Origin of the sequence: Streptomyces termitum, from assembly GCF_014650175.1 — a bacterium.
Taxonomy (GTDB): domain Bacteria; phylum Actinomycetota; class Actinomycetes; order Streptomycetales; family Streptomycetaceae; genus Streptomyces; species Streptomyces termitum.
On sequence record NZ_BMUL01000004.1, the window covers coordinates 71,020 to 97,536 of the forward strand.

14 protein-coding genes are annotated in these 26,517 nt (G+C 76.0%); 3 read left to right on the top strand and 11 right to left on the bottom strand.

Translation table 11 applies throughout. The features are described from left to right. The first annotated feature begins 60 nt into the window (after nucleotides 1-60). Nucleotides 61-870: a thioesterase II family protein gene (locus IE219_RS08940; RefSeq protein ID WP_189976056.1), complete on the top strand. Its 810-nt coding sequence runs from the start codon at nucleotides 61-63 to the stop codon at nucleotides 868-870. On the opposite strand, the gene IE219_RS08945 is transcribed toward IE219_RS08940, so the two are convergent. The 4 genes from IE219_RS08945 to IE219_RS08960 are packed head-to-tail and all read right to left on the bottom strand — an operon-like array spanning nucleotide 851 to nucleotide 6,380. Then, nucleotides 851-2,137 (bottom strand): sulfate adenylyltransferase subunit 1, encoded by a 1,287-nt coding sequence (locus tag IE219_RS08945; protein WP_189976057.1) that lies wholly within the window; start codon nucleotides 2,135-2,137, stop codon nucleotides 851-853. The two genes, IE219_RS08940 and IE219_RS08945, sit on opposite strands and share 20 nt — an antisense overlap. Before the next feature lie 2 nt (nucleotides 2,138-2,139). Then, nucleotides 2,140-3,075 carry a sulfate adenylyltransferase subunit CysD gene (gene cysD / locus IE219_RS08950; protein ID WP_189976058.1) on the bottom strand — a complete coding sequence of 312 codons (936 nt, stop codon included), beginning with the start codon at nucleotides 3,073-3,075 and terminating at the stop codon, nucleotides 2,140-2,142. Beyond that, entirely contained in the window at nucleotides 3,072-3,668 is a 597-nt protein-coding gene (gene cysC, locus IE219_RS08955; protein WP_189976059.1) for an adenylyl-sulfate kinase, read from the bottom strand. Before cysC ends, cysD begins: the two co-directional genes overlap by 4 nt. Before the next feature lie 9 nt (nucleotides 3,669-3,677). Beyond that, nucleotides 3,678-6,380 (bottom strand): penicillin acylase family protein, encoded by a 2,703-nt coding sequence (locus IE219_RS08960; protein WP_229849670.1) that lies wholly within the window; start codon nucleotides 6,378-6,380, stop codon nucleotides 3,678-3,680. Nucleotides 6,381-6,651: 271 nt separating this feature from the next. Here IE219_RS08960 and IE219_RS08965 point away from each other — a divergent pair, with 271 nt between their 5' ends. Beyond that, entirely contained in the window at nucleotides 6,652-7,383 is a 732-nt protein-coding gene (locus IE219_RS08965) for a sulfotransferase-like domain-containing protein (RefSeq protein ID WP_189976060.1), read from the top strand. 34 nt (nucleotides 7,384-7,417) lie between these two features. Here the strand turns inward: IE219_RS08965 and IE219_RS08970 are convergent, their stop codons facing one another. Genes IE219_RS08970 through IE219_RS08980 form a run of 3 tightly spaced genes read right to left on the bottom strand, consistent with a single transcriptional unit; the run spans nucleotide 7,418 to nucleotide 17,645 of the window. Then, a complete protein-coding gene (locus tag IE219_RS08970; protein ID WP_189976061.1) occupies nucleotides 7,418-8,917 on the bottom strand; it encodes an amino acid adenylation domain-containing protein in 1,500 nt (499 codons plus the stop codon). Beyond that, nucleotides 8,914-12,204 carry a non-ribosomal peptide synthetase gene (locus IE219_RS08975; RefSeq protein ID WP_189976062.1) on the bottom strand — a complete coding sequence of 1,097 codons (3,291 nt, stop codon included), beginning with the start codon at nucleotides 12,202-12,204 and terminating at the stop codon, nucleotides 8,914-8,916. Before IE219_RS08975 ends, IE219_RS08970 begins: the two co-directional genes overlap by 4 nt. A 17-nt stretch (nucleotides 12,205-12,221) precedes the next feature. Next, nucleotides 12,222-17,645 carry a non-ribosomal peptide synthetase gene (locus IE219_RS08980; protein ID WP_189976063.1) on the bottom strand — a complete coding sequence of 1,808 codons (5,424 nt, stop codon included), beginning with the start codon at nucleotides 17,643-17,645 and terminating at the stop codon, nucleotides 12,222-12,224. 230 nt (nucleotides 17,646-17,875) lie between these two features. On the opposite strand from IE219_RS08980, the gene IE219_RS08985 reads away from it, so the two are divergent. Next, nucleotides 17,876-19,276: an MFS transporter gene (locus tag IE219_RS08985; protein ID WP_189976064.1), complete on the top strand. Its 1,401-nt coding sequence runs from the start codon at nucleotides 17,876-17,878 to the stop codon at nucleotides 19,274-19,276. Here the strand turns inward: IE219_RS08985 and IE219_RS08990 are convergent. Genes IE219_RS08990 through IE219_RS09005 form a run of 4 tightly spaced genes read right to left on the bottom strand, consistent with a single transcriptional unit; the run spans nucleotide 19,243 to nucleotide 26,514 of the window. Next, nucleotides 19,243-20,502, bottom strand: coding sequence for a tryptophan 2,3-dioxygenase family protein (locus IE219_RS08990; RefSeq protein ID WP_189976065.1), 1,260 nt, complete (start codon nucleotides 20,500-20,502; stop codon nucleotides 19,243-19,245). The genes IE219_RS08985 and IE219_RS08990 overlap by 34 nt on opposite strands. Beyond that, nucleotides 20,499-21,287, bottom strand: coding sequence for a tryptophan 2,3-dioxygenase family protein (locus tag IE219_RS08995; protein ID WP_229849671.1), 789 nt, complete (start codon nucleotides 21,285-21,287; stop codon nucleotides 20,499-20,501). Before IE219_RS08995 ends, IE219_RS08990 begins: the two co-directional genes overlap by 4 nt. Before the next feature lie 14 nt (nucleotides 21,288-21,301). Beyond that, entirely contained in the window at nucleotides 21,302-23,017 is a 1,716-nt protein-coding gene (locus tag IE219_RS09000) for a condensation domain-containing protein (protein WP_189976066.1), read from the bottom strand. A gap of 8 nt (nucleotides 23,018-23,025) precedes the next feature. Beyond that, a complete protein-coding gene (locus tag IE219_RS09005; protein WP_189976067.1) occupies nucleotides 23,026-26,514 on the bottom strand; it encodes a non-ribosomal peptide synthetase in 3,489 nt (1,162 codons plus the stop codon). Nucleotides 26,515-26,517 lie beyond the last annotated feature (3 nt).

Here is a 26,517-nt window from a genome sequence, read left to right on the forward strand (position 1 = left end):
CTATGGAGTGTTGGGAGACCCCGAGGGCAACGAGTTCTGCGTGGAGCGCGGGGAGCTCGGGTGACCGCGTACGCCACACCGGCCGGTGACGGCGCCTCCCGCTGGCTCAGGCGCCTCGCCGTCCCGGGCGCCCCGGCCCCGGGGCCCTCCCGCGCCCGCGTCGTCTGCCTCCCGCACGCCGGTGGCGCGGCCGGCGCCTACCAGGGCTGGGCCCGGCACGTCCCGTCCGGCGTCGAACTGATCGCCGTGCAGTACCCCGGCCGCCAGGAGCGGCTGGCCGAGCGGTGCAGCGAGACGATGGAGGAGACCGCCGGGGCCGTCGCCGGGGCCCTCGCGGCGCTGCCCGCGCTGCCGACCGTCGTCTTCGGCCACAGCATGGGCGCGCTCGTGGCCTACGAGACCGTGCTCCGGCTCGCCCGCACCGCCCCGCACGCCACCCCCGTGCACCTGTTCGTGTCGGGGACGGCCGCGCCGCACCGCGACCGCGACGACCTGCCCGGACTCGACGACGACTCGCTGGTCGCCTACACCCGGCGCCAGGGCGGCGCCGATCCCGAGGTGTACGAGATCCCCGAGCTGCGGGAGCTGCTGCTGCCCTCGCTGCGCGCCGACTTCCGGCTGCTGACCGGCTACCTGCCGGTCCGCGACCCCGCACGCACCGGTGTCCCGGTCACCGCGCTCGGCGGCGACCGGGACACCGGCTGCCCGCCCGGACGGCTGGAGACCTGGGGCGAGCTGACCACGGGGAAGTTCACGACCCGGGTCCTTCCCGGGGGGCACTTCTACCTCCAGGGTGCCGAGGAGCTGCTCTGCGCCCTGGTCCACGGCGCCCTCGGCGCCGGCGCGGACGTCAGGAGAGCGGCTCCGTAGCCATGCACGCCGTCAGCGTGGTCCCGTCGTCCGGGTCGATGAGCAGGAACGATCCGGTGCGGCGGGAGCGCGCGTAGGGGTCGAGGGCGAGCGGCTCGGCGGTGCGGACCACGACCTGGCCGATGTCGTTGGCCCGCAGCTCCTCGACGGCCGTGCGGCGCGCCGGATCGTCCAGCGCCAGCCGGGACGGGATCTCCTTCACGACCGCCTTGACGGTCCGGGTGGTGTGCTTGACCAGCACCCGGTCGCCGACCCGCAGCGGCCGGTCCGCGACGTGGCAGACGGTGGCCGTGAGGTCGCGGGTCACCGGCGGCGGCCCGTCCGCCGGGGCGATCATGTCGCCCCGGGAGACGTCGACGTCGTGGGCCAGCCGCACCGTCACCGACTGCGGCGCCCACGCCGTCTCGGCGGGGCCGTCGAGGGTGTCGATGGCCTCGATGGTGGTGGTCACCCGGGACGGCAGCACCGTCACCGGGGCGCCGACGCGCAGCATGCCGGAGGCGATCTGACCCGCGTAGCCGCGGTAGTCGGGGTGCTCGGCGGTCTGCGGCCGGATGACGTACTGCACCGGGAGCCGGGCCGGATCGCCCTGCGGGTCGTGGTCCACGGAGACGGTCTCCAGGTGCTCCAGGACGGTCGGGCCGCCGTACCAGTCCATGTGCGCGGACGGCTCCACCACGTTGTCCCCGGCGAGCGCCGAGACCGGGACGGCGGTGACCTCGGGGACGCCCAGGCCGCGGGCGTAGTCGGCGAACTCGGCCGCGATGGCGGCGAAGACGGACTCGTCGTAGCCGACCAGGTCCATCTTGTTCACCGCGAGTACCACGTGCGGGACGCGCAGCAGGGCGGCGACCGCCGTGTGCCGGCGGGTCTGTTCGACGACGCCGTTGCGGGCGTCGACGAGGACCACGGCCAGTTCGGCGGTGGAGGCGCCGGTGACCATGTTGCGGGTGTACTGCACGTGGCCGGGGGTGTCGGCGAGGATGAAGCGGCGGCGCGGGGTGGCGAAGTAGCGGTACGCCACATCGATGGTGATGCCCTGCTCGCGCTCGGCCCGCAGCCCGTCGGTGAGCAGCGCCAGGTCCGGCGCCTCCTGGCCCCGGCCGCGCGAGACCTGCTCGACGGCCTCCAACTGGTCGGCCAGCACCGACTTGGAGTCGTAGAGCAGCCGCCCGACCAGGGTGGACTTGCCGTCGTCGACGGAGCCCGCGGTCGCGAAGCGCAGCAGCGAGGTACCGGCGGCGAGGGGGGTCTGGGTGGGGTTCACGGCTAGAAGTACCCTTCGCGCTTGCGGTCTTCCATCGCGGCCTCGGACATCTTGTCGTCGGCGCGGGTCGCGCCCCGCTCGGTGAGCCGGGAGGCGGCGACCTCGGTGATGACCTGGTCGATGGTGACGGCGTCGGAGTCGACGGCGCCGGTGCAGGACATGTCACCGACGGTGCGGTAGCGGATCAGCCGCGTCTCGACCGTCTCCGGCTCCTTCGGGCCGCCCCAGTCGCCGGCGGTCAGCCACATGCCGTTGCGGGCGAAGACCTCGCGGTGGTGGGCGTAGTAGATCGCGGGGAGGTCGATGGCTTCGCGCTGGATGTACTGCCAGACGTCGAGTTCGGTCCAGTTGGAGAGGGGGAAGACGCGGACGTGTTCGCCGGGGGCGTGGCGGCCGTTGTAGAGCTGCCAGAGTTCGGGGCGCTGGCGGCGGGGGTCCCACTGGGAGAACTCGTCGCGCAGGGAGAAGACGCGTTCCTTGGCGCGGGCTTTTTCCTCGTCGCGGCGTCCGCCGCCGAAGACGGCGTCGAAGCGGTGGTGCTGGATGGCTTCGGTGAGGGGGACGGTCTGGAGGGGGTTGCGGGTGCCGTCGGGGCGTTCGCGGAGTTTCCCGGCGTCGATGTAGTCCTGGACGGAGGCGACGTGCAGGCGCAGTCCGTGCTCGGCGACCACGCGGTCGCGGTAGGCGAGGACTTCGGGGAAGTTGTGGCCGGTGTCGACGTGCAGGAGGGTGAAGGGGACCGGCGCGGGGGCGAAGGCTTTCAGCGCCAGGTGGAGCATGACGATGGAGTCCTTGCCGCCGGAGAAGAGGATCACCGGTCGTTCGAACTCACCCGCGACCTCGCGGAAGATGTGCACGGCCTCCGACTCCAGGGAGTCGAGGTGGCTGAGTGCGAAGAGCGAGCCGGCCGCCTCCGCGGCCCGTACGGTCGCCGTCATGCGAGGCCCCTCTCGGTGAGCAGTGCGTGCAGGGCCGAGGCCGATTCGCGCACGGTCTGGGTGTGCGACTCGATGCGCAGGTCGGGTGCCTGGGGTGCCTCGTACGGGTCGTCGACGCCGGTCAGTCCGGAGATCTCGCCCGCCGCCTGCCGGGCGTACAGGCCCTTGACGTCCCGGACGGAGCAGACCTCCACCGGGGTGGCCACGTGCACCTCCAGATAGGGGGTGGCGGTGGCGGAGTGCCGGGCGCGGACGGCCTCGCGGCTGTCCGCGAACGGGGCGATCACCGGGACGAGGACCAGCACCCCGTTGCGGGCCAGCACCTCGGCGACCATCCCGATCCGCCGTACGTTGGTGTCGCGGTCGTCCCGGGAGAAGCCGAGGCCGGCGGAGAGGAACGTACGGATCCGGTCCCCGTCGAGGACCTCCACCCGTCGGTGCTCGCGGCGCAGCCGCCCGGCCAGCTCCTCGGCGATCGTCGTCTTGCCCGCGCTCGGCAGGCCGGTCAGCCACACGGTGGCGCCGGGCCGGCAGGTGCACAGCCGGGGGGCCGGGTGCGGCGGGGCGGCGGGGAGGGGGGTCAGGAGTGTCATCGGGTCTGCTCACGCTCCTTCGGGGCGGAGGGTCAGGAGGTCCTTCGTCGCGGCGGTGACCGCGGACCGGGTCGAGGGCCAGGGGAGGGTCTCGCCCCTGCGCCACAGTTCCGTCTGGTCGGCGTAGGTGTCGTGGAAGGCGTGCCCGGAGGCACCGGTCAGGTTGATCCAGCGGGAGGCGTCGAAGTCGGCGAAGTCCACGACCATGCGCATCGAGGGCACCCAGTTCACCTCGTAGCCCTGGGAGGCGTCCCAGCCGGTCGCGTCGACGGTGGCCGAGCCGCCGCCGACCTCCACCGGCTCGTGGTTCAGCAGCCACTGCACGGGGGCGGGGCCGCCGGTGCCCAGGGTGTCGTTGCGCAGGGTCAGGGTGTGCAGGGCGCCCCAGCGCCACTGGGACGGGTCGGCGCCGAGCCGGCCGGACAGTTCCTTCGCGGCGTCGTCCATGGCGGCCCGCAGCACGTCGTCGCGGGTGCGCAGGCCGCGCGGGTCCCGGCTGTTGCGCCACCAGGGGTCGTCCGGCGCGGTCAGCAGCTCGCGGACGATGTCGTACCAGAGGCCGCCGCCGTCGACGTGCAGCTGGGCCCTGTTGCCGTCGAGCTCGTCGTAGAACGTCAGCTTCAGCAGGTTGCTCCAGACCGCGTTGAAGTACGCGGCCGGTGCCGAGTCGGCGCCCTGCCCGAAGTCCCAGCCGCGCAGCAGGTCCTGGGCGGGGCGGGCCTTCTCGCCGGGGGTGACGGCCAGCAGGTGGGGGGTGAGGACGGCCGCGTTCTCGTTGCGGTCGTCGAGCTGGATGCGCTGCATGGCGGCGGCGTCCAGCTTGCCCGCCCCCTCGATCAGCCGGGCGATCCGCTCGCTGCGGTAGCCGTCGCCCCAGTTGCGGGTCAGGTTGTACGGGTACTGGGGGCCGGCCGCCGCGTTGTTCGCGGTGACGATGTAGCCGGACGCCGGGTCGAAGGAGCGGGGCAGCGCGTCGAAGGGGACGAAGCCCCGCCAGTCGTACTCGCCGGTCCAGCCCGGCACCGGCCAGCGGCCCTCGCCCTTGCCGCGGACCGGGATCCGGCCGGGCGCCTGGTAGCCGATGTGGCCCCGGCGGTCGGCGTAGACCAGGTTCTGCGCGGGGGAGGAGAACAGGGCCGCCGCGGCCCGGAAGGAGTCCCAGTCCCCGGCGGTGTTCAGCCGGAACACCGCGTCCATGGTCCGGCCGGGGTCCAGGGCGCTCCACCGCATGGCCACCGCGTACTCGGCGCCGCCCGTGCGCTCCACGCCGGGGATGCGGCCCTCGGTGGCCACCCACTTCGCCTTGGGGAAGGCGTCCGAGATGAGGGGGCCGTGGACGGTGGACCGCACGGTGATCGTGCGGTCGGGGCCGCCCGCGACCTTCAGGACCTCCCGGCGGGTCTCCAGCGGCCGCTGCGCACCCTTGTACTGGTAGGTGGAGCCGGTGACGCGCTCCACGAACAGGTCGGTGTCGGCGGGCGCCAGGTTCGTCACGCCCCAGCCGATGTCCCGGTTGTGGCCGACGATGACGCCGGGCATTCCGGCGAAGCCGAAGCCCGAGACGTCGTACGGGCAGGACGGGCCGGTCGTGGTGCAGTGCAGGCCGCCCTGGTACCAGACGCCGGGCAGGGAGGGAGACAGGTGCGGATCGTTGGCGAGCAGCGGCTTGCCGGTCGTCGTCCGGCTGCCCGCCACCACCCAGGAGTTGGAGCCGATGCCCGAACCGCGCGGCCCGAGCACCTGGTCGATGCCGGCCAGGGCGTCGGAGGCGCCGGCCATCGGCCCGTACGCGGCACGGGCCGCGCCGGCCGCCGCGCCGGTGGCGGAGGCCCCGGCGCCGGCCGGTGCCGCGGGCACCGTGCCCTGGCTGTCGCCGGGCTCGACGATGGGCCGCCAGCGGGAGAAGTCGTACGTCGGGAACAGCGAGTCGACCTGGGCGTCGGTCAGCGTGGTGGCCAGCAGGGCGTGCCGCACCTGGTCCGACAGGGTGGCGTTCAGGTTCCACGCCATCGCCTTGAGCCAGGACACCGAGTCGGCGGGGGTCCAGGGGGCCGGGGTGTAGTCCAGGCCGCCCAGCTCCAGCAGCGGGTACTCCACGCTGAGGTCCGCGCCCCGCCGGTCGGCGAGGTAGGCGTTCACCCCGGCCGCGTAGGCGTCGAGGTTGGCCCGCGACCGCGGGTCCAGCAGCGCGATCTCCCGCTCGGCCACCCGCCGCCAGCCCATCGTGCGGATCAGCGAGTCGGTCTCCACCTGGCTCTCGCCGAACAGTTCGGCGAGCCGGCCGGAGGTGATGTGGCGGCGCACGTCCATCTCCCAGAACCGGTCCTGGGCGTGCACGAACCCCTGCGCGAGGAACAGGTCGTGCGGATCGTCCGCGTAGATCTGCGGCACCCCCGAGGCGTCCCGCGCCACCGTGACCCGGCCGTGCAGGCCCGCCACCGACAGCTCGCCCGCCACCTGCGGGTACGAGGCCCGCACCATCCAGGTCGCGGCCAGCCCGGTCGCGCACACCACCGCCACCAGCAGCACCGTCAGGCACCAGGCCGTCACCCGCAGCCTGCGCCACCCGCGCGAGCCGCGCCGCGCCGGGCCGCCCGCGTCCGGCGCCCCGGCCGCGGCCCCCGCGTCCGGCCCGCCCTCCGGCGAGCCCCCGCCGGGCCCCTCCTCGCCCGGCGCCCCGGCCCGGGTCAGCGGATCCATCACATCGCTCATGTCGTCCGTTCCCATGCTCGGCGGAACCCTGCGCCCCGACGGTCGCATCCGAGCCGTCCGGGCATAAGCCGGGGAATCTCCCGACAGCCGTTCCGCTATCCGTTCGCTACGCGCCCGCCACCGGCCCCGGGGAGCGGCCCGGCAGCGGGCCGATAGCGGGTCGGGAGCGGGCCGCGGTGGAGTGGTTCCACCGGGGCCACCGGGGACGCCGAAGCGGCGGAACCGGCGCGCCCCGCGTCACCCTTGGACATCTCGACCCGAAGGCGGGGACATGCCGGCGACAGCGCTCTGGGCGGCACCACGATCACGTTCGACCGCGTTCTTCCGGTCGATGCTCCAGCACGGCGACATCACCGCGCTGCACGAGCCGTTCTGCAACATCGCGGACTTCGGGGAGACCGAGGTCGAGGGCACCGCCGTCCGCTCCGAGCGCGAGCTGATCGACGCGATCGCCGGACTCGCCCGCCACCGGCCGGTGTTCTTCAAGGACACCACCGACCACCGCTACACCGAGGTCCTCGCCGACCGGGAGTTCCTCGCCGGCACCCGGCACACCTTCCTGCTGCGCCGCCCCGAGGAGATCGTCTCCTCGTTCTACGCGCTCCAGCCCGACATGGAGCTCTCGGACGTCGGCGTCGAGGGACTGCACGAGATGTACCTGGCGGTCCTGGCGGCCGGCGGGGAGCCGCCCGTGGTCGTCGACTCCGACGACCTGGTGGAGCGGCCCGCCGCGACGATGGCCGCGTACTGCGAGGCCGTCGGCATCCCCTTCCGCCCCGAGACGCTGAGCTGGGACGCGACGGCCCGGGGCGAATGGCGGCGCACCGACCGCTGGCACGTGGCCGTCAGCAACAGCACCGGTTTCTCCAAGGCCCGCACCGCCTACCGGCACACCGCGGAGAACCATCCGGAGCTGGCCCGCTTCGCGGCCCACCACCGCCCGTTCTACGAGTTCCTGTGGGACGCCCGCCTGCGGGTCCCCCAGGAGGCCCCGGCCCGCTGACCGGGGGGAGCCGCCCGGGGGGCACGCCCCCGGGTCAGCGCGCCGCCGCGGCGAGGGCCCGGCGGTCCACCTTCGCGTTGGGGGTCAGCGGGACCTCGTCCAGGACGACCACCCGGCCCGGCAGCATGTACACCGGCAGGACCGTGCGCAGATGGGCGTGGACCTCGGCCAGCGAGGGGGCGTCCGGGCCGGTGACGAAGGCCGTCAGGACGCCCTCGCCGCCGTCGTCCGGCCGCACCAGGTCCACCACCGCGTCCTCGACCCGGGGGTGCGTCAGCAGGACCTCCTCGACCTCGCCCGGCTCGATGCGGTGCCCGTGCAGCTTGATCTGGGTGTCGATCCGCCCGGCGAACTCCAGGCCGTCGCCCTCCGCCGCCCGGCGCACCAGGTCGCCCGTCCGGTACAGCCGGGCCCCGTGCGCCCCGAAGGGGTCCGGTACGAACTTCAGTGCCGTCAGCCCCGGCCGGTTCAGATAGCCCCGGGCCAGGCACGGGCCGCCGACCAGCAGCTCGCCGTACCGGCCCGGCGGCTCCTGGCGGCCCTCCGGCCCCACCACGTACGCCTCCAGGTTCGGCATCGCCTCCCCGATCAGCGGCTTCGGCCGGCCCAGCCGGGGCTCGTGGCGCTGCTCGGTGCAGGCCACCGTCGCCTCGGTGGGCCCGTACTGGTTGTTGACGATCCGGGTCGGCGAGGTCCACCGGTCCGCCTGGAAGCGGCTCAGCTGCTCCCCGCCCACGTTCAGCACCCGCAGCGCGGGCAGCCGCTCCGGGTCAAGGAGCGGCAGGATCGCGGTGGTGAACACCCCGATGGTGACGCCCTCGTCGCGCATCAGGGCGCCCAGCGCCCTCGGGTCGAGGAGCGTCAGCGCCGAGCCCTGCACCAGGCAGGACCCCGTCGTCAGCGCGCCGAAGATCTCCAGGACGCTCACGTCGAAGCAGGGCGTCGTCAGCTGGAGCCAGCGGTCACCGGGCCCGATCGCGAACTGCCGGGCCATGTGCGAGGTCAGGTTGACCACGCCCCGGTGCCCCAGCAGCGTCCCCTTGGGACGGCCGGTGGACCCCGACGTGTAGATGACGTACGCCAACTGGTCCGGGTGCGAGGGAAGTTCCGGGTCGGTCGCGGGCAGGGCAGCCAGCGTGTCCGCCGTGAAAGGATCGTCCAGGCAGACCGCCGCCGCCTCCTCGGGCACCCGCCCGGCCAGGTCGGTCGTGGTGACGACCAGCTCGCAGCCCGCGTCGCCCATCAGATAGCCCAGCCGGTCCGCCGGCTGCGCCGGGTCCATCGGCAGATACGCCCCGCCCGCCTTGAGGACCGCGAGCATCGCCAGCGGCAGCCGGGGGCCGCGCTCCATGAGCACGCCCACCACCGACTCCCGGCCCACGCCCATCCGGCGCAGGTGCGCCGCCAGCCGGTTGGCCCGCCCGTTCAGCTCCGCGTAGCTCCACCGCTCGCCCTCGAAGCGCAGCGCGGGCGCCTCGGGCATCCGCCGCGCCCAGTCCTGCACGAGCTCGTGCAGGCACCTGTCTCCGCTCATTCCCGACCGCCTCCAGCGTCCGTGTCCGTATCGGTGCCCCCGCCCGCGAGCAGCAGCTCCACCTCGTCCTCGCTCAGTTCGCCGATCTCCAGGGCCAGCCGCGCGATCGCCACGACGTCCACGCCCTGCTCCCGGCCGGCCGCCTCCACGAGGGCCGCCTGGCTCGCCACGTCGGTGGCCGCGAAGACCTCCCGCAGCGGGATCTCCACCCCGAACACCTCCGTGGTCAGCGCGGCGATCCGGGTCGCGGCCAGCGAGTGGCCGCCCAGCTCGAAGAAGTCGTCCAGGGCGCCCACCCCGTCGACGCGGAGCACGCTGCCCCACACCTCGGCCAGCAGCGACTCCACCGGCGTGCGGGGGGCCGGCTGGGCCGCGCCGAGGGCCGGCCGGGTGGTGCCGACGGGCGGCAGGGCGCTCCGGTCGGCCTTGCCGCTGACCGCGAGCGGCAGTTCCTCCAGCGCCACGAAGTGCGCGGGCACCATGTGCTCGGGCAGCGTCCGGCGCAGCCGCTCCCGCAGCGTGCCGACCGCCGGCTCCGCGCCGCCGTCCGGCACGTAGTAGGCGGCGAGGGCGGTCCCGTCGGCCTCCCGGACCGCCGCGACGACGGCCTCCCGGACCCCGGGCAGCGCCGCGAGGGCGGCCTCGACCTCGCCGAGCTCGATGCGGAACCCGCGCACCTTGACCTGGTCGTCGATGCGGCCGAGGTAGTCCAGGCGGCCGTCCGCCGTCCAGCGGGCCAGGTCCCCGGTGCGGTACATCCGCCGCCCCGGCTCCCCGAACGGGTCGGGCAGGAACGCGGACGCGGTCAGCGCGGGCCGCCCGTGGTAGCCGCGGGCCAGCCCGTCGCCCGCCACGTACAGCTCGCCCGCCACCCCGACCGGCACCGGCCGCAGCGCGCGGTCCAGCACGTACGCACGGGAGTTGGCCATGGGCCGGCCGATCGGCACCGGGCCCGGCGCGAGCGCCTCGGCGGGGCCCACCCGGAGGGCGACGCAGCCGACGGTGGCCTCGGTCGGCCCGTACTCGTTGGTGACCACCGCGCCGGGGAAGCGGGCCCGCCACCGGTCCAGGACCTCGGCGGTGAGCATCTCGCCGCCGATGACCAGGTCGCCGGTGGGCGCGTACGCCTCGGGCAGCCCCAGCAGGATCGGCAGATGGCTCGGGGTCACCTTCAGCAGCGACAACCGGCCCGCGCCGCCCGGCAGTTCGTCGGTGCGGCCGTCGAGCCCGCCCAGCACGATCCGGCCGCCCGCCGTCAGCGGGCCCAGCAGGGTGGTGACCGACAGGTCGACGGAGACCGGCGAGTGCAGCAGCGCCGAGCCGGACAGGCCCGGGTAGTCCCGGCGGCAGGTCGCCAGATAGTCGGCGAGCGCGCCGTGGCTGATCAGGACGCCCTTGGGCCGGCCGGTCGAGCCCGAGGTGTAGATGGCGTACGCGAGGTGGTCCGGGCGCAGCGGGGCCCGGCGGTCGGCGTCGGTGACGTCGTCGGCCGCGCAGCGGGCCAGCGCCGCGCGGGTGCCGGGGGCGTCCAGGTCGAGGCGCTCGGCCGTGCCCGTCGCCCCCTCGGGGACGGCCGTGGTGGTGAGCACGGACGACGGCGCCGCGTCGGCGAGCAGGTACGCGATCCGGTCGGCCGGCAGCACCGGATCCACCGGCACGTACGCCGCCCCGGACTTGAGGACGGCCAGCACGGCCGTCACCGTCTCCGCCGAGCGCGGCAGCATCAGCGCCACCGTCCGCTCGGGGCCCGCCCCGCGCGCGATCAGCAGCCGGGCCAGCCGGTTGGCCGCCTCGTTCAGCTCGCCGTACGTGAGGACGCCCGCCTCGCCGACCACGGCCGGGGCCTCCGGGTGGGCCGCCGCGCGGGCCTCCACCAGGGCCGGGGTGAGCTCGGCGGGGACCTCGGCGGCGGTCCGGTTCCACGCGGTGACCAGCGTGTGCTCGTCCTCGGGGCGCAGCAGGGGCAGCTCCCCGATCCGGTCGTCGGGGCGGGTCGCGGCCGCCTCCAGCAGGGTCGTGTACTGGGTCCACATCCGGGCGACGGTGGCCTCGTCGAAGAGGTCGGTGCCGTAGTCGACGACCCCCTCGAAGCAGGCGCCGGAGTCCCAGAGCTGGACGTTCAGGTCCAGGTGCGTGGCCTTGCGGCGGACCGGGACGGCCGACAGCTCCAGGCCGTCCAGCGCCACGTCCGGCAGCGGCGCGCTCTGGAGCAGGAACATCACCTGGGCCAGCGGCTGGTGGCTCAGGTTCCGCTGGGGCGCCAGCTCCTCCACGAGCCGGTCGAACGGCAGGTCCTGGTGCTCCAGGCCGTCCAGCACCGTCTCGCCCACCCGCGCGGCGAGCTCGGCGAAGCGCGGGTTCCCGGCCAGCGAGGCCCGCAGCAGCAGCACGTTGATGAAGCAGCCGATGACCTGCTCCACCTGCGGGGTGCGGTGGGCGACCCCGCTGCCGACCGTGATGTCCTCGCCCCCCGTCCAGCGGCCCACCGCCGTCTGGAAGGCGGCCAGCAGCAGGGCGAACGGGGTGATCCCGAGGGCGCGGGCGGTCCGCCGGACGGCGGCCGAGACCTCCGGGGAGAGCCGCACGGGCAGGGTCGCCCCCCGGTACGACTGCACGGGCGGCCGGGGCCGGTCCGAGGGCAGCTCCAGCACCGGCTGCATCCCGGCGAGCCGCTCGCGCCAGTAGCCGAGCAGCTCCCCGGTGCGCTCCTCGTCGAGCCGCTCGCGGTGCCAGGCCGCGTAGTCGACGTACTGCACCTCGGGCTCGGGCAGTCCGGGCCGGGCGCCGGCCCGCAGCGCCGGGTAGGCGGCGGCCAGTTCGGCCACGAAGATCCCGCAGGACCAGCTGTCGGAGACCAGGTGGTGCATGGTGACGGCCAGGACGTGGTCGTCCGGGGCCAGCCGCAGCAGCTCGGCGCGCAGCAGCCGGCCCGTGAGGTCGAAGGGGAGGGCCGCCGCCTCGGCGACCAGGGCCGCCAGCGCCTCGGGGTCGGCCGCGGCCGGGGTGCCGGTCAGGTCCCGGACCGGCACCCCGACGAGGTGGTCCTCCTCGACGACCTGGCCGAGGACCCCGTCGACGGTGCGGAAGACGGTGCGCAGCGACTCGTGCCGGCGCACCACCTCCCGGACGGCGCCGGTCAGGGCGGCGGTGTCGAGCGGTCCGCGCAGCCGCACCGCGAACGGCACGTGATAGGCGGAGCCGCCCGGATAGAGCTGCTCGACGATCATGATCCGCTGCTGGGCGTGCGTCGCCGGGAACACGATCTGCTCGGGGTGGGTCAGGGTCATCGGAGTCTCCACGTACGTCATGAGCCGTTCCGGCTGCTGCCGATCAGGCGCGCGGCCCGCAGGGCCCGCAGCGCGTCCTTGCCCCCGGCCGGGGACCCGCCCGGGGCCGCCCCCGGGGCCGGGAGGCCGGGCTGCCGGGTGCGGTCGATCCGGCTGATCCGGCCGCCGCCCCCGTCGCTCCGCCCCGCCGCGCCGAGGGCGTCCACCGCCGCCGCCAGGTGCTCCAGCGTCGGCGTCTCGAACATCACCCGCAGCGGCAGCTGCGCCCCGAACGCCTCCCGCACCCGCACCGAGAAGCGGGACATCAGCAGGGAGTGGGCGCCGTGGTCGAAGAGGTTGTCGGTGCGGCCGATCGCCTCCGTGCCGAGCAGGTCGGCGAGGATCACCGCCAGCTCCCGCTCGGTCGCGGTGACCGGTTCCGCGCCCGCCCCGGCCCGCTCGGGCGCGGGCGGCGCGAGCGCCCCCCGGTCCACCTTCCCGCTGGTGTTCAGCGGGAAGCCGGCCACCCACACGTACCGGGTCGGCACCATGTAGGCGGGCAGCACCCGCGCCAGCTCCGCGCGCAGCGCGCGGGCTGCGGCCCGCTCGTCGGAGCCGGACCCGCCCGCCGCGCCCGGGGCCGGCCGGACGTACGCCACCAGCTCCGCCGGGGCGTCCGGCGCGGGCCGGTGCACGGTGGCCACGCCCTGGCTCAGCCCGGGCAGCCGGCTCAGCGCCGCGTCGATCTCGCCCAGTTCGACCCGGTGGCCGTTGACCTTGACCTGGTTGTCGACCCGCCCCAGCAGCTCGGTCCGGCCGTCCGGGGTGCGCCGCGCCAGGTCCCCGGTGCGGTACAGCCGGGCGCCCGGCACGTCCCCGTACGGGTCCGGCACGAACGCCGCCGCCGTCAGCCCCGGCCGGCCGCGATAGCCCCGGGCCAGCCCGGCGCCGCCGATCAGCAGCTCACCGGCCGCGCCCGGGGCCACCGGCTCCAGCGCCGCGTCGAGCACGTACACCCGCGTGTTGGCGACCGGGTCGCCCAGCGGGGTGGCCGCCCCCGGCACCTCGGCGACCCGGGTGCCGGTCGACCACACCGTGGTCTCGGTCGGCCCGTACAGGTTCCACAGGGTGCCCGTGCCGAACGACAGCAGGGTGCGCGCCAGCCCGGGGGAGAGGGCCTCGCCGCCGCTGACCATCGCCAGGCCCGGCGTGCCGGTCCAGCCCGCCTCGCACAGCGCCCGCCAGGTCGCCGGGGTCGCCTGCATCAGGGCGAAGGCGCCGGACTCCAGCCGCGCCCGCAACTGCTCGCCGCTGGCCGCGATCCGGCGCGGCACGATGTGCGCGCAGCCGCCGGTGATCAGCGGCAGGTACGCCTCCAGGGCGGAGATGTCGAAGGAGAAGGTGGTCACGGCCAGCAGCCGGCCGCCCTCGGCGGGTTCCAGCAGCCGCACCATGGCGGCCAGGAAGTTGGCCAGGGCGCCGTGCGGGACCTGGACCCCCTTCGGACGGCCGGTCGAGCCCGAGGTGTAGAGCAGGTACGCCGCCTGGTCGGGGCGGACGCGGACCGGCGGCGGGTCGGCGGGCAGCGCCGCCAGCTCCCCGGCCAGCCGGTCGAGGCGCAGCGTGACGCGGCCGGGGTCGTCCCCGGTCTCTCCCCGGTCCACCGACGAGTCGGTGAGTACGATCCGGGCCCCGCTGTCGGCCAGCAGATAGGCGATCCGCCCGGCGGGCAGGTGTGGGTCGACCGGCAGGTAGCTGCCGCCGGCCCGCAGCACCGCGAGCATCGCCACCACCATCGTCTCGTCGTGCGGCAGCCGTACGGCCACGGTCTCCTCGGCCCGCAGTCCCCGCGCCAGCAGCAGCCGGGCCAGCCGGTTCACGGCCGCGTCCAGCTCCCGGTAGCTCAGCGTCCGCACCGCGCGCACCCGGTCCGCGTCCGGCCCGGCCCCGTCCGGCCCGAGCGCGTGCTCGGCGTCGTCGAAGGCCAGCGCCGGCGCGTCCGGGACGAGCGCGGCCCGCGCCGCCACCAGTTCGTGCACCGGCACGTCCGAGGTGCCCGGCACGGCGGTGTCGTGGGGGCCGCGCAGGACGGCCGCCCGCTCGGCGGCGGGCATCAGCGGCAGCAGGGCGACGGGGCGCTCCGGGTCGGCGGCGACGGCGTCCAGCAGCGCGCACAGCCCGGCGGCCAGCCGCTCGGCCGTCGCCTCGTCGAACAGGTCGCGGTCGAACAGGAGCTGCCCGCTCAGCGCGCCGTCCACCTCGGCGAAGGTCAGCTGGAGGTCCATCTGCGCGTGCGGCTGGTCCAGGGCCACCGGCCGCATCTCCAGCCCGCCCAGGTCGAAGCGCGCCGCCGGATCGCCGAGGACGAACGCGGCCAGCGGCCCGGACTGGAGCGTGAACAGCGCCTGCACCAGCGGGGTGCGGCTCGTGTCGCGGGCCGCCCTGCTCCGCTCGACGAGCAGCGACAGCGGCATCGCGGCGTGCCGCAGGGCCTCCGGCACGCTCCGCGCGGCCCGCCGCAGCAGAGCGGTGAACGACTCGCCCGGCACCAGGTCGGCGCGGAGCACCGCCGTGTTCAGGAACGGCCCGACCACCTCCGCCGCGTCGGCGTGCTCGCGGCCGTGCACGGGGGAGCCCACCAGCAGGCTCGACTGCCCGGCGGTCCGGCCCAGCATCAGCTGGTACGCGGTCAGCAGGACGGTGTACAGCGTGGTGCCCTCGGCGCGGGCCAGCGCGCCGAGCGCGGCGGCCGTCCCCGGCGCCGGCCGGAAGCGCCGCACCCCGGCCGGGGCGCGCCGCACGGCCGGCCGGACGCGGTCGGCGGGCAGCTCCAGCACGGTCGGGGCGCCCGCCAGCTCGCGCTCCCAGAACGCCCGCAGCCGCTCGCCCTGCGGCCCGGCGAGCAGCGCGGACTGCCGGTCCACGGCCGCGCCGAAGCCGGGCACGGGCCGGGCCGAGGGGGCGGGCCCGCCGGTCTCGGCCGCGTAGTGCGCGCCCAGGTCGCGCAGCAGGACCTCCAGGGACCACAGGTCGCAGACCAGGTGGTGCAGGGAGACGACCAGCCGGTGCCGGCCGTCCGCGCGGCGCAGCAGGGCCACCCGCAGCAGCGGCCCGGCCGCCACGTCGAAGGGCCGGTGGGCGAGGGCCGTCAGCTCGGCCCGCAGCCGCTCCCCGGACCACGCGCTCGCGTCGGTCTCGGTGAACTCCGGCTCCAGCGCGGCGTGCACGCGCTGCACCGGGCCGTCGCCGACCTCGGGGAAGGTGGTGCGCAGGGCCGGGTGGCGGCGGACGACGGCGCCCAGCGCGCGGCGCAGTGCGGCCGGGTCCACCGGGCCGGACAGTTCGGCGGCGGCGGCCAGGTGGTAGGCGGTGCTGCCGGGGTCCATCCGGTCCAGGAACCACATCGCCCGCTGCCCGTGGGAGAGCGGACCGTCCCCGGGTTCCGTCGCGGTGAGCGGTACGGGGGCCGTGCCGCCGGTCCCGTCGGCGGCGCGGGCCGCGACGGCGTCGGCCGCTTCGGCCAGGGTCAGCGAGAGGAGCCGCTCCGGGCCGAGGTCCAGCGCGAACTCCCGCTGCAACCGGTGCAGCAGCCGTACGGAGTCCAGCGAGTCCAGGCCCAGCGCCGCCGGGGAGGCGTCTGCGGGCACCTCCTCGGGGCGGGTCCGCAGCAGGGCGGCGACCGTCCGCCGCAGGTGGGACAGGACCGCCTCGCGGTCGGAGGCGTCCGGGACCGGGGCCTCGGCGGCCGGTCCCGCCTCCGGTGCGGCGGGCGGCTCCGCGTCGGCGTGGACGGCGGTCACCAGCAGGTCGCCCGCCAGGTAGGCCGCCCGGCAGGCGTGCCGGGCCACCTTGCCGCTGGAGGTCCGGGGCAGCGAGGCGGTGCGGATCAGCACCACGGCGTGCGGGCGCACCTCGTGCAGCTCGGCCACCCGCGCCTGGACGGCGCGGGCCAGTTCCGCCGGGTCCGCGAGGCCGTGGCCGTGGATCAGCTCCTGGACGACGACCAGCCGCTCGGCGCCGTCGGCGCCGGTGACGGAGAAGGCGGCGCCGCCGTTGGACCGCAGCGCGGGCGAGCAGCGCTCGGCGGTCAGTTCGATGTCCTGGGGGTAGTGGTTGCGGCCCCGGACGATGATCAGGTCCTTGCGGCGTCCGGTGACGTACAGTTCGCGCGCGTCGCCCTCGCCGGCGAGGAAGCCGAGGTCGCCGGTGCGCAGGAAGCCGGTGCCGTCGCCGCCCTCGACGAGCGCGCCGAAGGTGTCGGCCACCGCGTCGGCGCGGTTGAAGTAGCCGCGCGCCACGCTGGGCCCGGCCACCCACACCTCGCCGATCCCGCCATCGGCCACCGGGCGCCGGGTCTCCGGGTCGACGATCTCCAGCCGCTGCTCGGGCGGCAGCACGCCGGAGGCGACCAGCTCCCCGGTCGCGCCGGAACCGGCGGGCGGCGCGCAGGTGCGGAAGCCGGTGCCCACCGGGCCGCCGGTGACGAGGAGGGAGCCCTCGGCCAGTCCGTAGCAGGGCAGGAAGGCGTCCGGGCGGAAGCCGGACACGGCGAAGGCCTCGGCGAAGCGGTGCAGCGAGGCCGGGCGGACGGGTTCCGCGCCGTTGTACGCCACCCGCCACGCGGACAGGTCCAGCGCGGCCCGCTGCTCCTCGGTGGTCCGCTCGACCGCCAGGTCGTAGGCGAAGTTGGGGCCGCCGGTGACGGTCGCCCGCTCCTCGGCGACCACGCCCAGCCAGCGCAGCGGGTCGCGCGCGAAGGTGCTCGGCGCCATCAGCGACATCGTGCCGCCCGCCCGGACCGTGCCCATGACCGAGCCGATCAGCCCCATGTCGTGGTACATCGGCAGCCACGACACCCCGCGCATGCCGGCGTCGAGCCCGAAGACGCGGCCGATCATCGCCGTGTTGTGCAGCAGGTTGCCGTGGGTCAGGACGACGCCGCGCGGCGTCGAGGTGGAGCCGGAGGTGTACTGGAGGAAGGCCGTCGCGTCCTCGCCGAGGCGCGGGGGCCGCCAGGCGGGCGCGTCCTCGGCGCGCAGCGCGTCGGTCGCCACCAGCCGCAGCGGCGGCACCCCGTCGGCGGAGGCCAGGCGTGGGGCGAGCCGGTCGCGGATCACCCCGGTCGTCAGGGCCACCTCGGCGCCGCTGTCGCGCACGATCGCGGCGAGCCGCTCGGTGGAGCGGACGCCCCGGCTCGGCGGGTACGCGGGAACCGCGACGACGCCCGCGTACAGGCAGCCGAAGAAGGCGGCCACGTAGTCCAGTCCGGCGGGGAACAGCAGGACGGCGCAGCGCCCGGCCAGCCCGAGTTCCGCCAGGTGCGCGGCGACGGTCCGGGCCCGGCCGTCGAGCCCGGCCCAGTCGAGCACCTCGGGCTCGCCCGGCTCCTCGGAGTGGAAGCGGAAGGCCGTCGTGTGCGGGCGTTCCTGTGCCGTACCGGAAAGTACGTCTCGCCAGTTCATGTAACGACCTCACCTCGATCACACCGTGGTCAACGGTGCACACCCTGGCGCAGCCGTCCGGTCCGGCTCGATCGGGACTTTCCCCGACTGCCCCGTGCGCGCGGGGGCTGTGAGAGTCCGTCAGGGTGCCCGGACCCCGGTCTCCCGCAGCCCGCTGAACACGCCGAACACGCCGAACACGCCGAGCCCGTCGAGCACGCCGAGAACACCGAGAGACCGGGAAGGTCACCATGACGAGCACCGAGCCGCGCACCGCACCGGACGCCGGACCGCGCACCGCACCACGGACCGAACCGCGCGCCGGGGACGGCGGCGGGGACGGCGGCGGGGCGGTCCGCCCCCGCCACCCGCTGCGCGCCGACCGCGACTACCGGGCCCTGTGGGCGGGCGACGCCGTCTCCCAGTTCGGCTCCAAGATCACGGAGTTCGTGCTGCCGCTGCTGATGGTCACCGGACTGCACGCCACCGGCACGCAGGTCGGCCTGCTCCAGACCCTCTACATGGCGCCGTTCTTCCTGCTGCCCCTCTTCGTCGGGGTCTGGCTCGACCGCCGCCCCGCCCGCCCGGTGATGATCGCGACCGACCTCGTCCGCTTCGCCCTGGTGCTGGCCGTCCCCGTCCTCGCCCTGTTCGACGGGCTCGCCCTGTGGCACGTGTGGCTCATCGCCCTGCTCGGCGGCTCGCTGAGCGCGGTGTACGACATCGCCGCCACCGCCTACCTGCCCCGGCTCCTCCCGACCGCGCAACTCCCGTCGGCCAACAGTCTGGTGACGGCCAATCAGGCCGTCGGCGGAACCGCCGGACCCGGCCTCGCCGGCTGGCTCGCCGCCCTCTTCGGGCCCGCCGCCACCCTCGTCTTCGACGCCCTGTCCTACCTGGCCTCCGCCAGCGCCCTGATGCTCATCCGCCACCGCGAGACCGCCGTCCGCTCCACCGCCCCGCGCGACCTGCGCAAGGAGCTCGGCGAAGGGCTGCGCTCGGTCCTCGACAACCCCCCGCTGCGCGCCGTCGCCGTGCACGCCGGCGTCTACAACGCGGGCATCGCCCTGCTGAACCTGGCCTTCCTGATGCGCTTCGTCCGCGAGACCGGCCACGACAGCGCCGACTTCGGCCTGGTCATGGTGGCCGGCGGGATCGGCGCCGTGGCCGGGGCGCTCGCCGCCCCGCGCCTGCTGCGCCGCCTCGGCTTCGGCCCGGCGTTCCTGACCGTCCTGGTCTTCTCCACCACGCCCTACCCGCTGCTGCTCACCGTCGACGGCGGCGGCGGTGACCTGCCCGTGAGCGCCCTCGCCTATCTGCTGGGCACCGGCGGCGCCTCCGCGGGCAGCGTGATCGCGGTGACCCTGCGCCAGCGGCTGACCGCCCCGCACCTGTACGCGCGGACGACCGCCACCTACCGGCTCATCAGCTTCGGGATGCTCACCGCGGGCACCACCTGCGCCGGACTGCTCACCCAGTACGCGGGGGCCAGGACCGCCCTCGCCGTCGCACCGGTCCTGCTGTTCCTCTCGGTCGTGCCGATCGCCGGGCGCCCGGTGCGGACGCTGCGCGCCGTCCCGGAGCGGGCGGGCGGGGAGCACGGGGACCGGGACGGCGGTCAGGCCGCGGAGGTGGCCTCCTCCGGCTCCTGAGCACCGTGCCGCACGGAATCGAACACGGGGATCTTCCGCACCTCGCCGAGGTAGGGGGTCCCCTCCGTGTATCCGGTGCCGGTGCGGCTGCCCAGCATCCGCACGGCCAGCCGGTAGTGGGTCTGGCGCCAGCGCCGCAGCGCGGAGGCGAACTCCTCCATCGCGGCCGTCGCCGGGAGCACCCGGCCGCGCCCGGCGCGCGGCCCGGCCAGGGCGTCCGCGTAGGCGTCGTCCAGCGTCCGCTGCCCGGCCAGCACCCGCTCGCGGACCTCCGGCACCGAGCGGTAGGCGTGCGAGTGGAGCCGCTCGGCGTCCGGCGTCCGGCACAGGGATTCCACCAGCTTGTACGAGCGCGACTGGATGGCGCTCGCGCCCTCGGTGAACTCCCGGAACACCCGGAACGCCTCCGCCTGCATGGTGGCGAGCAGCGAGAACAGCGGCGCGGACTCGGTCAGGGCCGCCGCCGCGCGCCGCAGCCGCTCCGCGGCGGACGCCCCGCGGCCCGCGTCGAGGGCCTCGATCGCCGCCCGCAGCTCGGCCGCCAGCACGGTGAACGTGGCCTCGAACGCCTGGAGCACGCGGAGGAACAGGTACTCGTCGTGGGTGACGTGCACCGGCAGCATGCTCAGCTCCAGCACCTGCCGCTCGCGGCCGGTCATCGAGGCGTCCGCCGTCTCCCACAGCCGGCGCGCCGCGCGCTCCGGGTCCTCGCCCGGCACCGGGCCGGGCAGGTCGAGCCGGGCCAGCGCCGGGGCGGCCACCCGCAGCGCGAGCCGGTGGCGCTTGCCGACCAGCAGCGGGGACGGGCGCAGCAGCGGCAGCAGCGCCGTCTCCCCGTCCAGGGCGGCCCGTTCGAAGCGGGCGAGGTCGCCCAGCAGGTGCACCACGAGCCGGTCGCGGTGCCGGCGCGTCTCCTCGGGGCCGGCGCCGGAGGGCGGGGCCAGCAGGGACAGCGCGGTGTAGGTGGGGTAGTCGTAGCGGCCGTCGTACTTGTCGAGGGCGGTGTCGAGGAACCGGGCGAGCACCTCGCGCGCCGCGTCGTCCCCGTCCCCGCCGTCCCCGTCCGGGCCGTTCCCGGCGGCCGACGCCCGGCGCGCCCGGTCGAGCAGGTCCAGCAGGGCGGCGGGCACGAAGTGCTTGCCGCCCTCCCGGTAGGCCGCGACCACGGCGGCGTACGGGAAGCGGTCCGGCGCGGGCGCGGCGAGCCAGTCGTTGAGCGCTTTCATGTTCCGGGTCTCTCCTCGGGAAGGGCCGCCTCCGGGACCGGGGGCGTCGCGGCCGGCGGGGCGTCGCCCATCGGGCCGGTGTGGGTGAGTTCGGTGCGGACGAGCCACAGCCGCGGGAAGAACTGGTGGCTGATCAGCCGGGTCAGCACCCCGATGGGGATGCCCTTGGTGCCGAGGACGTCCTCGCCCAGCAGGCGGAGCGACATCTTGCAGTGCTCCACCCGCCACAGGGAGATCCCCTCGTCCCAGCCGATCAGCGCCTCGGCGAGGCGGTGCACGGGGGTGTCGGGCAGCGTGCGGTAGACCTCGGCGAGGTCGACGCCGCGCTCGTCCACGGCGCGGTCGAAGGCCTCGCCGAGCAGGGCGGTGGCGCGGCGGGCGGCCGCCCAGCCGGGCGACTCGAAGCCGGAGCCGTGGCCCAGGACGGTGCGGATGGTCTGGAAGTCCCAGGGCGACAGCCGGCGCATCATCTCCAGCTGGTCGGTGGCCAGCCGGACCCCGAGCCGGGCCCGCTCCAGGAGCCGTACGGCCCCGTCGAAGGCGCCCTCGTCGATCAGCCGGGTGCTGTCGGCGAGCTCCTGGCAGGCGAGCTTGAGCCACAGCTCGGTGGACTGGTGCACCACCTGGAACAGCAGCTCGTCGCGGTGGATGACCTCCTCCGGGCGGCGCTGGAGGGAGAGCAGGGTCTCGGTGCGCATGTAGCGCGCGTAGTCGGTGTCCCCCGTGCCGGGCAGCACCGGTACGGAGTAGTCCTTGGCCGCGGGCGCGGTGGTCTGGGTGGTCACGGGGGTGTCTCCTGTCAGGCGGGTACGGCGGCGGGCGCGGCCGCCTCGATGTGGGCGATGACCTCGTGGATGGTGTGCTGGCCGAGCATCCGGTCCAGGGGCAGTTCGAGCCCCCGCTCGCGGGCGGCGGTCACGATCCGCACGGCGCGCATCGAGTTCCCGCCCGACGCGTAGAACTCGTCGTGCACCCCGACCTCGGGGAGCTCCAGCACCTCGCGCCACAGGGCGGCCAGCAGGTGCTCGCCGGGGGTCCGGGGCCGTCCGTCGCCGGTACGGGACTCCTCGTGTGTCTCGTACGCCCCGGGCGCCCCGTGGTCCTCGTCCACCGCGCCGGGCGCGGCGGCGCGGGCGTCGGCCACCGGGCAGGGCAGCGCCGACAGGGGGGTGCCGGGGGCCGCCGAGGCGGCCCGCAGCACCGAGGCCAGGGAGCGCGCCACCAGCTCGGCCGTCTCGGCGGTGAAGAGGTCGGCGGAGAGGGACACGTGCCCGCTCACCGCGTCGCCCCGCTCCACCAGGTCCGCCACCGCATCGAACTGGAGGGCCGTGTCCGGGAGTTCGAAGGGCTCCAGCGTCACGCCGGTGATCGGGGCCAGGCCCGGCGGCACGGCCCGCTGCACGTTCAGCAGGGTCTGCGCCAGCGGCAGCCGGCCCGCCCGCCGGTCCGGATGCGCCCGCTCGACCATCAGCTCGAAGGGCACGTCGGCCCGCGCGTACGCCTCCACGCACCGGTCCCGCACCCGCCCCAGCAGCTCGCCGAAGGACGGGTCCCCGGCCAGGTCGACCCGGATCGGCAGGGTGTTCACGAAGAAGCCGACCAGCGGTTCGAGGTCCACCTCGGAGCGCCCGGCCACCGGCAGCCCCACCACCAGGTCGTGCTGCCCGCTCCACCGCGACAGCACCACCGCGTACGCGGCCAGGGCCGCCATCGAGGCGGTCACCCCGCCGCCGGGGGCGGTCAGCCGCAGCTGCCGCACCACCGGGGCCGCCACCTTGACCGGCGCCGACACCGCGGACCAGGCCCGCACGGCGGGGCGCGGCAGGTCCGCGGGCAGCCGCAGCTCGGGCACCCCCGCGAGCCGCTCGCCCCAGTGGGAGAGCTGCTCCTCCAGGGCGCCGGAGGCCACCTGCTCGCGCTGCCAGACGGCGTAGTCCGCGTACTGGAGGGGCAGTTCCTCCAGCGGGTGGGCGGTGCCGCGCAGGCAGGGCTCGTACAGGGCCGTCAGCTCGCGCAGCAGCACGCCGAGCGAGACGCCGTCGCAGACGCTGTGGTGGACGAGGGCCAGCAGGACGTGGTCGTCCTCGGCCAGTCGCAGCAGCGTGCAGCGCAGCAGCGGTCCGGCGGCCAGGTCGAAGGGCTCCCGGCTCAGCTCCCCGGCCAGCGCCGAGGCCGCCTCCGGGCCGGCGGGCACCGCCACCACGGGCAGGGGCACCGGGCCGGGGGCGCGCACGACCTGGGCGATGTCGTTGCCGTCCAGCCGCAGCACGGTGCGCAGCACCTCGTGCCGGGCGACGACCTCGGTCAGGGCCCGCTCCAGCGCCCCGTGGTCCAGCGGGCCGCGCAGCCGCAGGGCGGCGCGCACGGTGTAGAGCGCCGTCCCGTTGCCGGCCTGCTCCAGGAGCCACATCCGCTTCTGGCCGAACGAGGCGGGCAGGACGAACAGTTCCTCGGGCGCCGGGACCTCGGCCTGTGCCTGCGCCTGTGTCTGTGTCTGGGGCTGTGTCTGGGTCATGTCGGGAATCACTCCGCAGTCGAAGGGGCGGGCACGCGGTAGGCGGACCGGTCGACGCGCCGCAGCGCCGGGGCGGCGGCCGGACGGCGCCCGGCCTCCGCCAGGGCCGCGGCCGTCGCGCGCACCGTCGGCGCCGCGAACAGCCGGCCCAGCGGCAGCTCCACCCCGTACCGCGCCCGCATCCGGGCCAGCAGCTGAGTGGCGAGCAGCGAGTGCCCGCCGAGGTCGAAGAAGTCGTCGGTGGCGCCGACGGAGGGGACGCCGAGGACCTGCGCCCAGAGCGCGCACAGCTCGCTCTCCACCGGCGTCGCCGGCGCGACCCCGCCCGTCCCGGACGCGGCGGGCCCGGGGTCCGGCAGCCGGCGCCGGTCGAGCTTGCCGTTCGGGCCGAGGGGCCACTCGGCGACGGCCACGAAGGCGGTGGGGACCATGTGGGCGGGCAGCAGCTCCCGCAGATGGGCGCGGAGCACGGCGGCCCACGCCCCCGCGTCCGCCGGACCGGCCTCTCCGGCACCGGTCTCCCCGGCCCCCGCGTCCGCCGGACCGGCCTCTCCGGCACCGGCCTCTCCGGCACCGGCCTCTCCGGCACCGGCCTTCCCGGCACCGGCCTCCCCGGCGCCGGTCTCCCGCGCGGGCCGGACGTGCGCCACCAGGACCGGGGTCCCGGAGCCGCCGGTGCGCACCGAGACCACCGCCGAGTCCACGCCCGGGTGGGTGCGCAGCGCCTCCTCGATCTCGCCCGGCTCGATCCGCATCCCGCGCAGCTTGACCTGGTGGTCGATCCGGCCCAGGTACTGGAGGGTGCCGTCCGCCCGCCACCGGCACAGGTCGCCGGTGCGGTAGAGCCGGGCCCCGGGGGCGCCGAAGGGGTCCGGCACGAACCGCTCGGCGGTCAGCCCGGGGCGGCGCCAGTAGCCCCGGCCCACGGCCGGTCCGCCCAGGAGCAGTTCGCCCGCCACGCCGACGGGGACGGGCCGGCCCGCGCGGTCGGCCACGTACACGTGCGCGCCGTCGATGGGGCGGCCGATCGGCACCCGGGTCCCGTACCCCTCGGCGCACGGGTACCAGGTCACGTCGACGGCGGCCTCGGTGGGCCCGTAGAGGTTGAACACCCCGGTCTCCGGCAGCAGTCCGGCGCACTCGGTGACCAGCGCCGCGGGCAGCTCCTCCCCGCTGCACACGATGCGGCGCAGGGTGCCGCGGACGGACGGCAGCCGGCTCGCGGTGGTGAACGCGGCCAGCATCGAGGGCACGAAGTGGACGGTGGTGACCTCCGCCGAGGCGATCACCTCGCAGAGGTACTCGGGGTCCTGGTGGCCGCCGGGCCGGGCGAGCACGCAGCGGCCGCCCACCATCAGCGGCCAGAACAGCTCCCAGACGGAGACGTCGAAGCCGACGGGCGTCTTCTGGAGCACGCCCTCGCCCTCGGCCAGTCCGAACGCCCGGTGCATCCACAGCAGCCGGTTGACCACCGCCCCGTGCTCGTTCATGGCCCCCTTGGGCCGTCCCGTCGAACCCGAGGTGAAGATCACGTACGCCAGGTCGCGGGCGCCCGTCCCCACGCGCGGGCGGGTGGCCGGGCGGGCGGCGACGGCCTCGGCGTCGCGCCGCACGCACAGCACCCCGGCCCCCGCCGCCCCGGCGGCCTCCGTCAGCCCGGCGGGCACGGCCTCCCGGTCCGTGACGACGATCCGGGCCCCGGCGTCCTCCAGCATCATCGCGATACGGGCCGGCGGATAGCCCGCGTCCAGCGGGAGGAAGGCGGCCCCGGACTTGAGGACCGCGAGCAGCGCCACCATCAGGTCCAGGCCGCGCGGCAGGGCCACCCCGACGAGCTCCCCGGGACCCGCGCCGCGCGCCCGCAGCTCCCGCGCGAGCCGGTTGGCCCGCGCGTCCAGCTCGGCGTAGCTCAGCCGCTCCCCGCCAAACTGCACGGCGGTGGCCAGCGGCGTGCGGTCGGCCTGGGCCTCGATGTGCCCGTGCACGGTGGCGGTGTCCGTGGGGACGGCCGGCACCCGCACGCCGCTCCACCGCTCCAGCAGTTCGGCGCGGTCCGCCCCGGTCATCACCGGGAGCCCGGACAGGGCGGTGGCGGCCCGCCCGGGGTCCGCCTCCGCGCCCGCCCCTTCGAGGACCAGCCGCAGCGCGGTCGCGATCCGCTCCACCGCGGCCGGGTCGAAGAGCTCGGTGCTGTACTCGACGAGCCCGTCGAAGCCGCCGTCGGCGCGCGGCGCGAGGTCGACGGCCAGGTCGAACTTGGCGGTCCCGGTGTCGAGCCGGACCGGCAGCATCTCCAGACCGCCCACCGCGACCGGCTCCCACGGGCTCTCGTCGGACTGGAACAGGTAGCGCACCAGCGGGCTGCGCCCGCCCGCGTCCCGCTGCGGGCGCAGCTCCTCGACCAGGTGGTCGAAGGGCACGTCGGCGTGGGCCCGCGCGTCCAGCACCTCGCCGTGCAGCCGTCCGGCCAGCTCCTCCAGCGAGGGGTCCCCGGACAGGTCGACACGGACCGGCAGGGTGTTGACGAAGAACCCGGCGAGGGCGGCCGTCTCGGCCCGGCCCCGGCCGGCCACCGGCGTGCCGACCACCAGGTCGTCCTGGCCGGTGAAGCGGGCGAGGACCGCGGTGAAGGCGGCCATGGCGACCGTGAAGGGGGTGGTGCGCAGCCGGTCGGCGAGGGCGCGGAGCCGCGCCCCGGCCGCCGGCTCCACCGCGAAGCGGACGTGCGCCCCGGAGAAGTCGGAGCGGGCCGGCCGGGGCCGGTCCGTGGCCAGGTCGGCGAGGACGGCCCCGTCGAGCCGGGCGCGCCAGTGCTCCAGCTGCGCGGCGGCGGCCGGGGAGGAGAGCCACGCCGACTGCCACCGCGCGTAGTCGGCGTACTGGACGGGCAGGTCGGGCAGGCGCGGCTCGCGTCCCTCGGCCCGCGCCCCGTACAGCTCGACCAGTTCGCGGATCAGCACCTGGAGCGACCAGCCGTCGGAGACGGCGTGGTGCATCGCGAGGACGAGCAGCCGGGGGCCGTCGGCCCCGCGCAGCAGCGTGCAGCGCAGCAGCGGCCCGGCGGCGAGGTCGAAGGGCTCGGCGGCGACCCGCCCGGCCCGGCGCACCAGCTCCTCCCCGGCCGCGTCCGGGGCCTCGACGACACGGACGGGGACCGGCGCGGCGGGCAGCACCACCGTCCGTACGCCGCCCTCGCCGTCGGCGCGCAGGACGCTGCGCAGCACCTCGTGCCGCTCGGTGACGCGGGTCAGCGCCTCCTCCAGCGCGGGCCGGTCCAGGGGGCCGCGCAGCCACACGCCGCAGGCGACGGTGTACGCGGCGCTGCCCGGCTGGAGCTGGTCGAAGAACCAGAGGCGGCGCTGTCCGGAGGAGGGGACGGCGGGGGCGTCCGGGTCGGGCCGGGGCGTGATGCCGCCGGGCGCGGAGCCGAGGCCGCGCCCGCGGCGCAGCTGCGCGAGCAGCGCGGCGCGCTGCGGGGAGAGGAACTCGGAGGACATGGC

Excerpts from the sequence above, each read along its gene's own strand:
- cysD (WP_189976058.1), bottom strand. The coding sequence starts at position 3,075 with ATGACGGCGACCGTACGGGCCGCGGAGGCGGCCGGCTCGCTCTTCGCA.
- cysC (WP_189976059.1), bottom strand. The coding sequence starts at position 3,668 with ATGACACTCCTGACCCCCCTCCCCGCCGCCCCGCCGCACCCGGCCCCC.
- IE219_RS08960 (WP_229849670.1), bottom strand. The coding sequence starts at position 6,380 with ATGAGCGATGTGATGGATCCGCTGACCCGGGCCGGGGCGCCGGGCGAG.
- IE219_RS08965 (WP_189976060.1), top strand. The coding sequence starts at position 6,652 with ATGCCGGCGACAGCGCTCTGGGCGGCACCACGATCACGTTCGACCGCG.
- IE219_RS08970 (WP_189976061.1), bottom strand. The coding sequence starts at position 8,917 with ATGAGCGGAGACAGGTGCCTGCACGAGCTCGTGCAGGACTGGGCGCGG.
- IE219_RS08975 (WP_189976062.1), bottom strand. The coding sequence starts at position 12,204 with ATGACCCTGACCCACCCCGAGCAGATCGTGTTCCCGGCGACGCACGCC.
- IE219_RS08980 (WP_189976063.1), bottom strand. The coding sequence starts at position 17,645 with ATGAACTGGCGAGACGTACTTTCCGGTACGGCACAGGAACGCCCGCAC.
- IE219_RS08985 (WP_189976064.1), top strand. The coding sequence starts at position 17,876 with ATGACGAGCACCGAGCCGCGCACCGCACCGGACGCCGGACCGCGCACC.
- IE219_RS08990 (WP_189976065.1), bottom strand. The coding sequence starts at position 20,502 with ATGAAAGCGCTCAACGACTGGCTCGCCGCGCCCGCGCCGGACCGCTTC.
- IE219_RS09000 (WP_189976066.1), bottom strand. The coding sequence starts at position 23,017 with ATGACCCAGACACAGCCCCAGACACAGACACAGGCGCAGGCACAGGCC.
- IE219_RS09005 (WP_189976067.1), bottom strand. The coding sequence starts at position 26,514 with ATGTCCTCCGAGTTCCTCTCCCCGCAGCGCGCCGCGCTGCTCGCGCAG.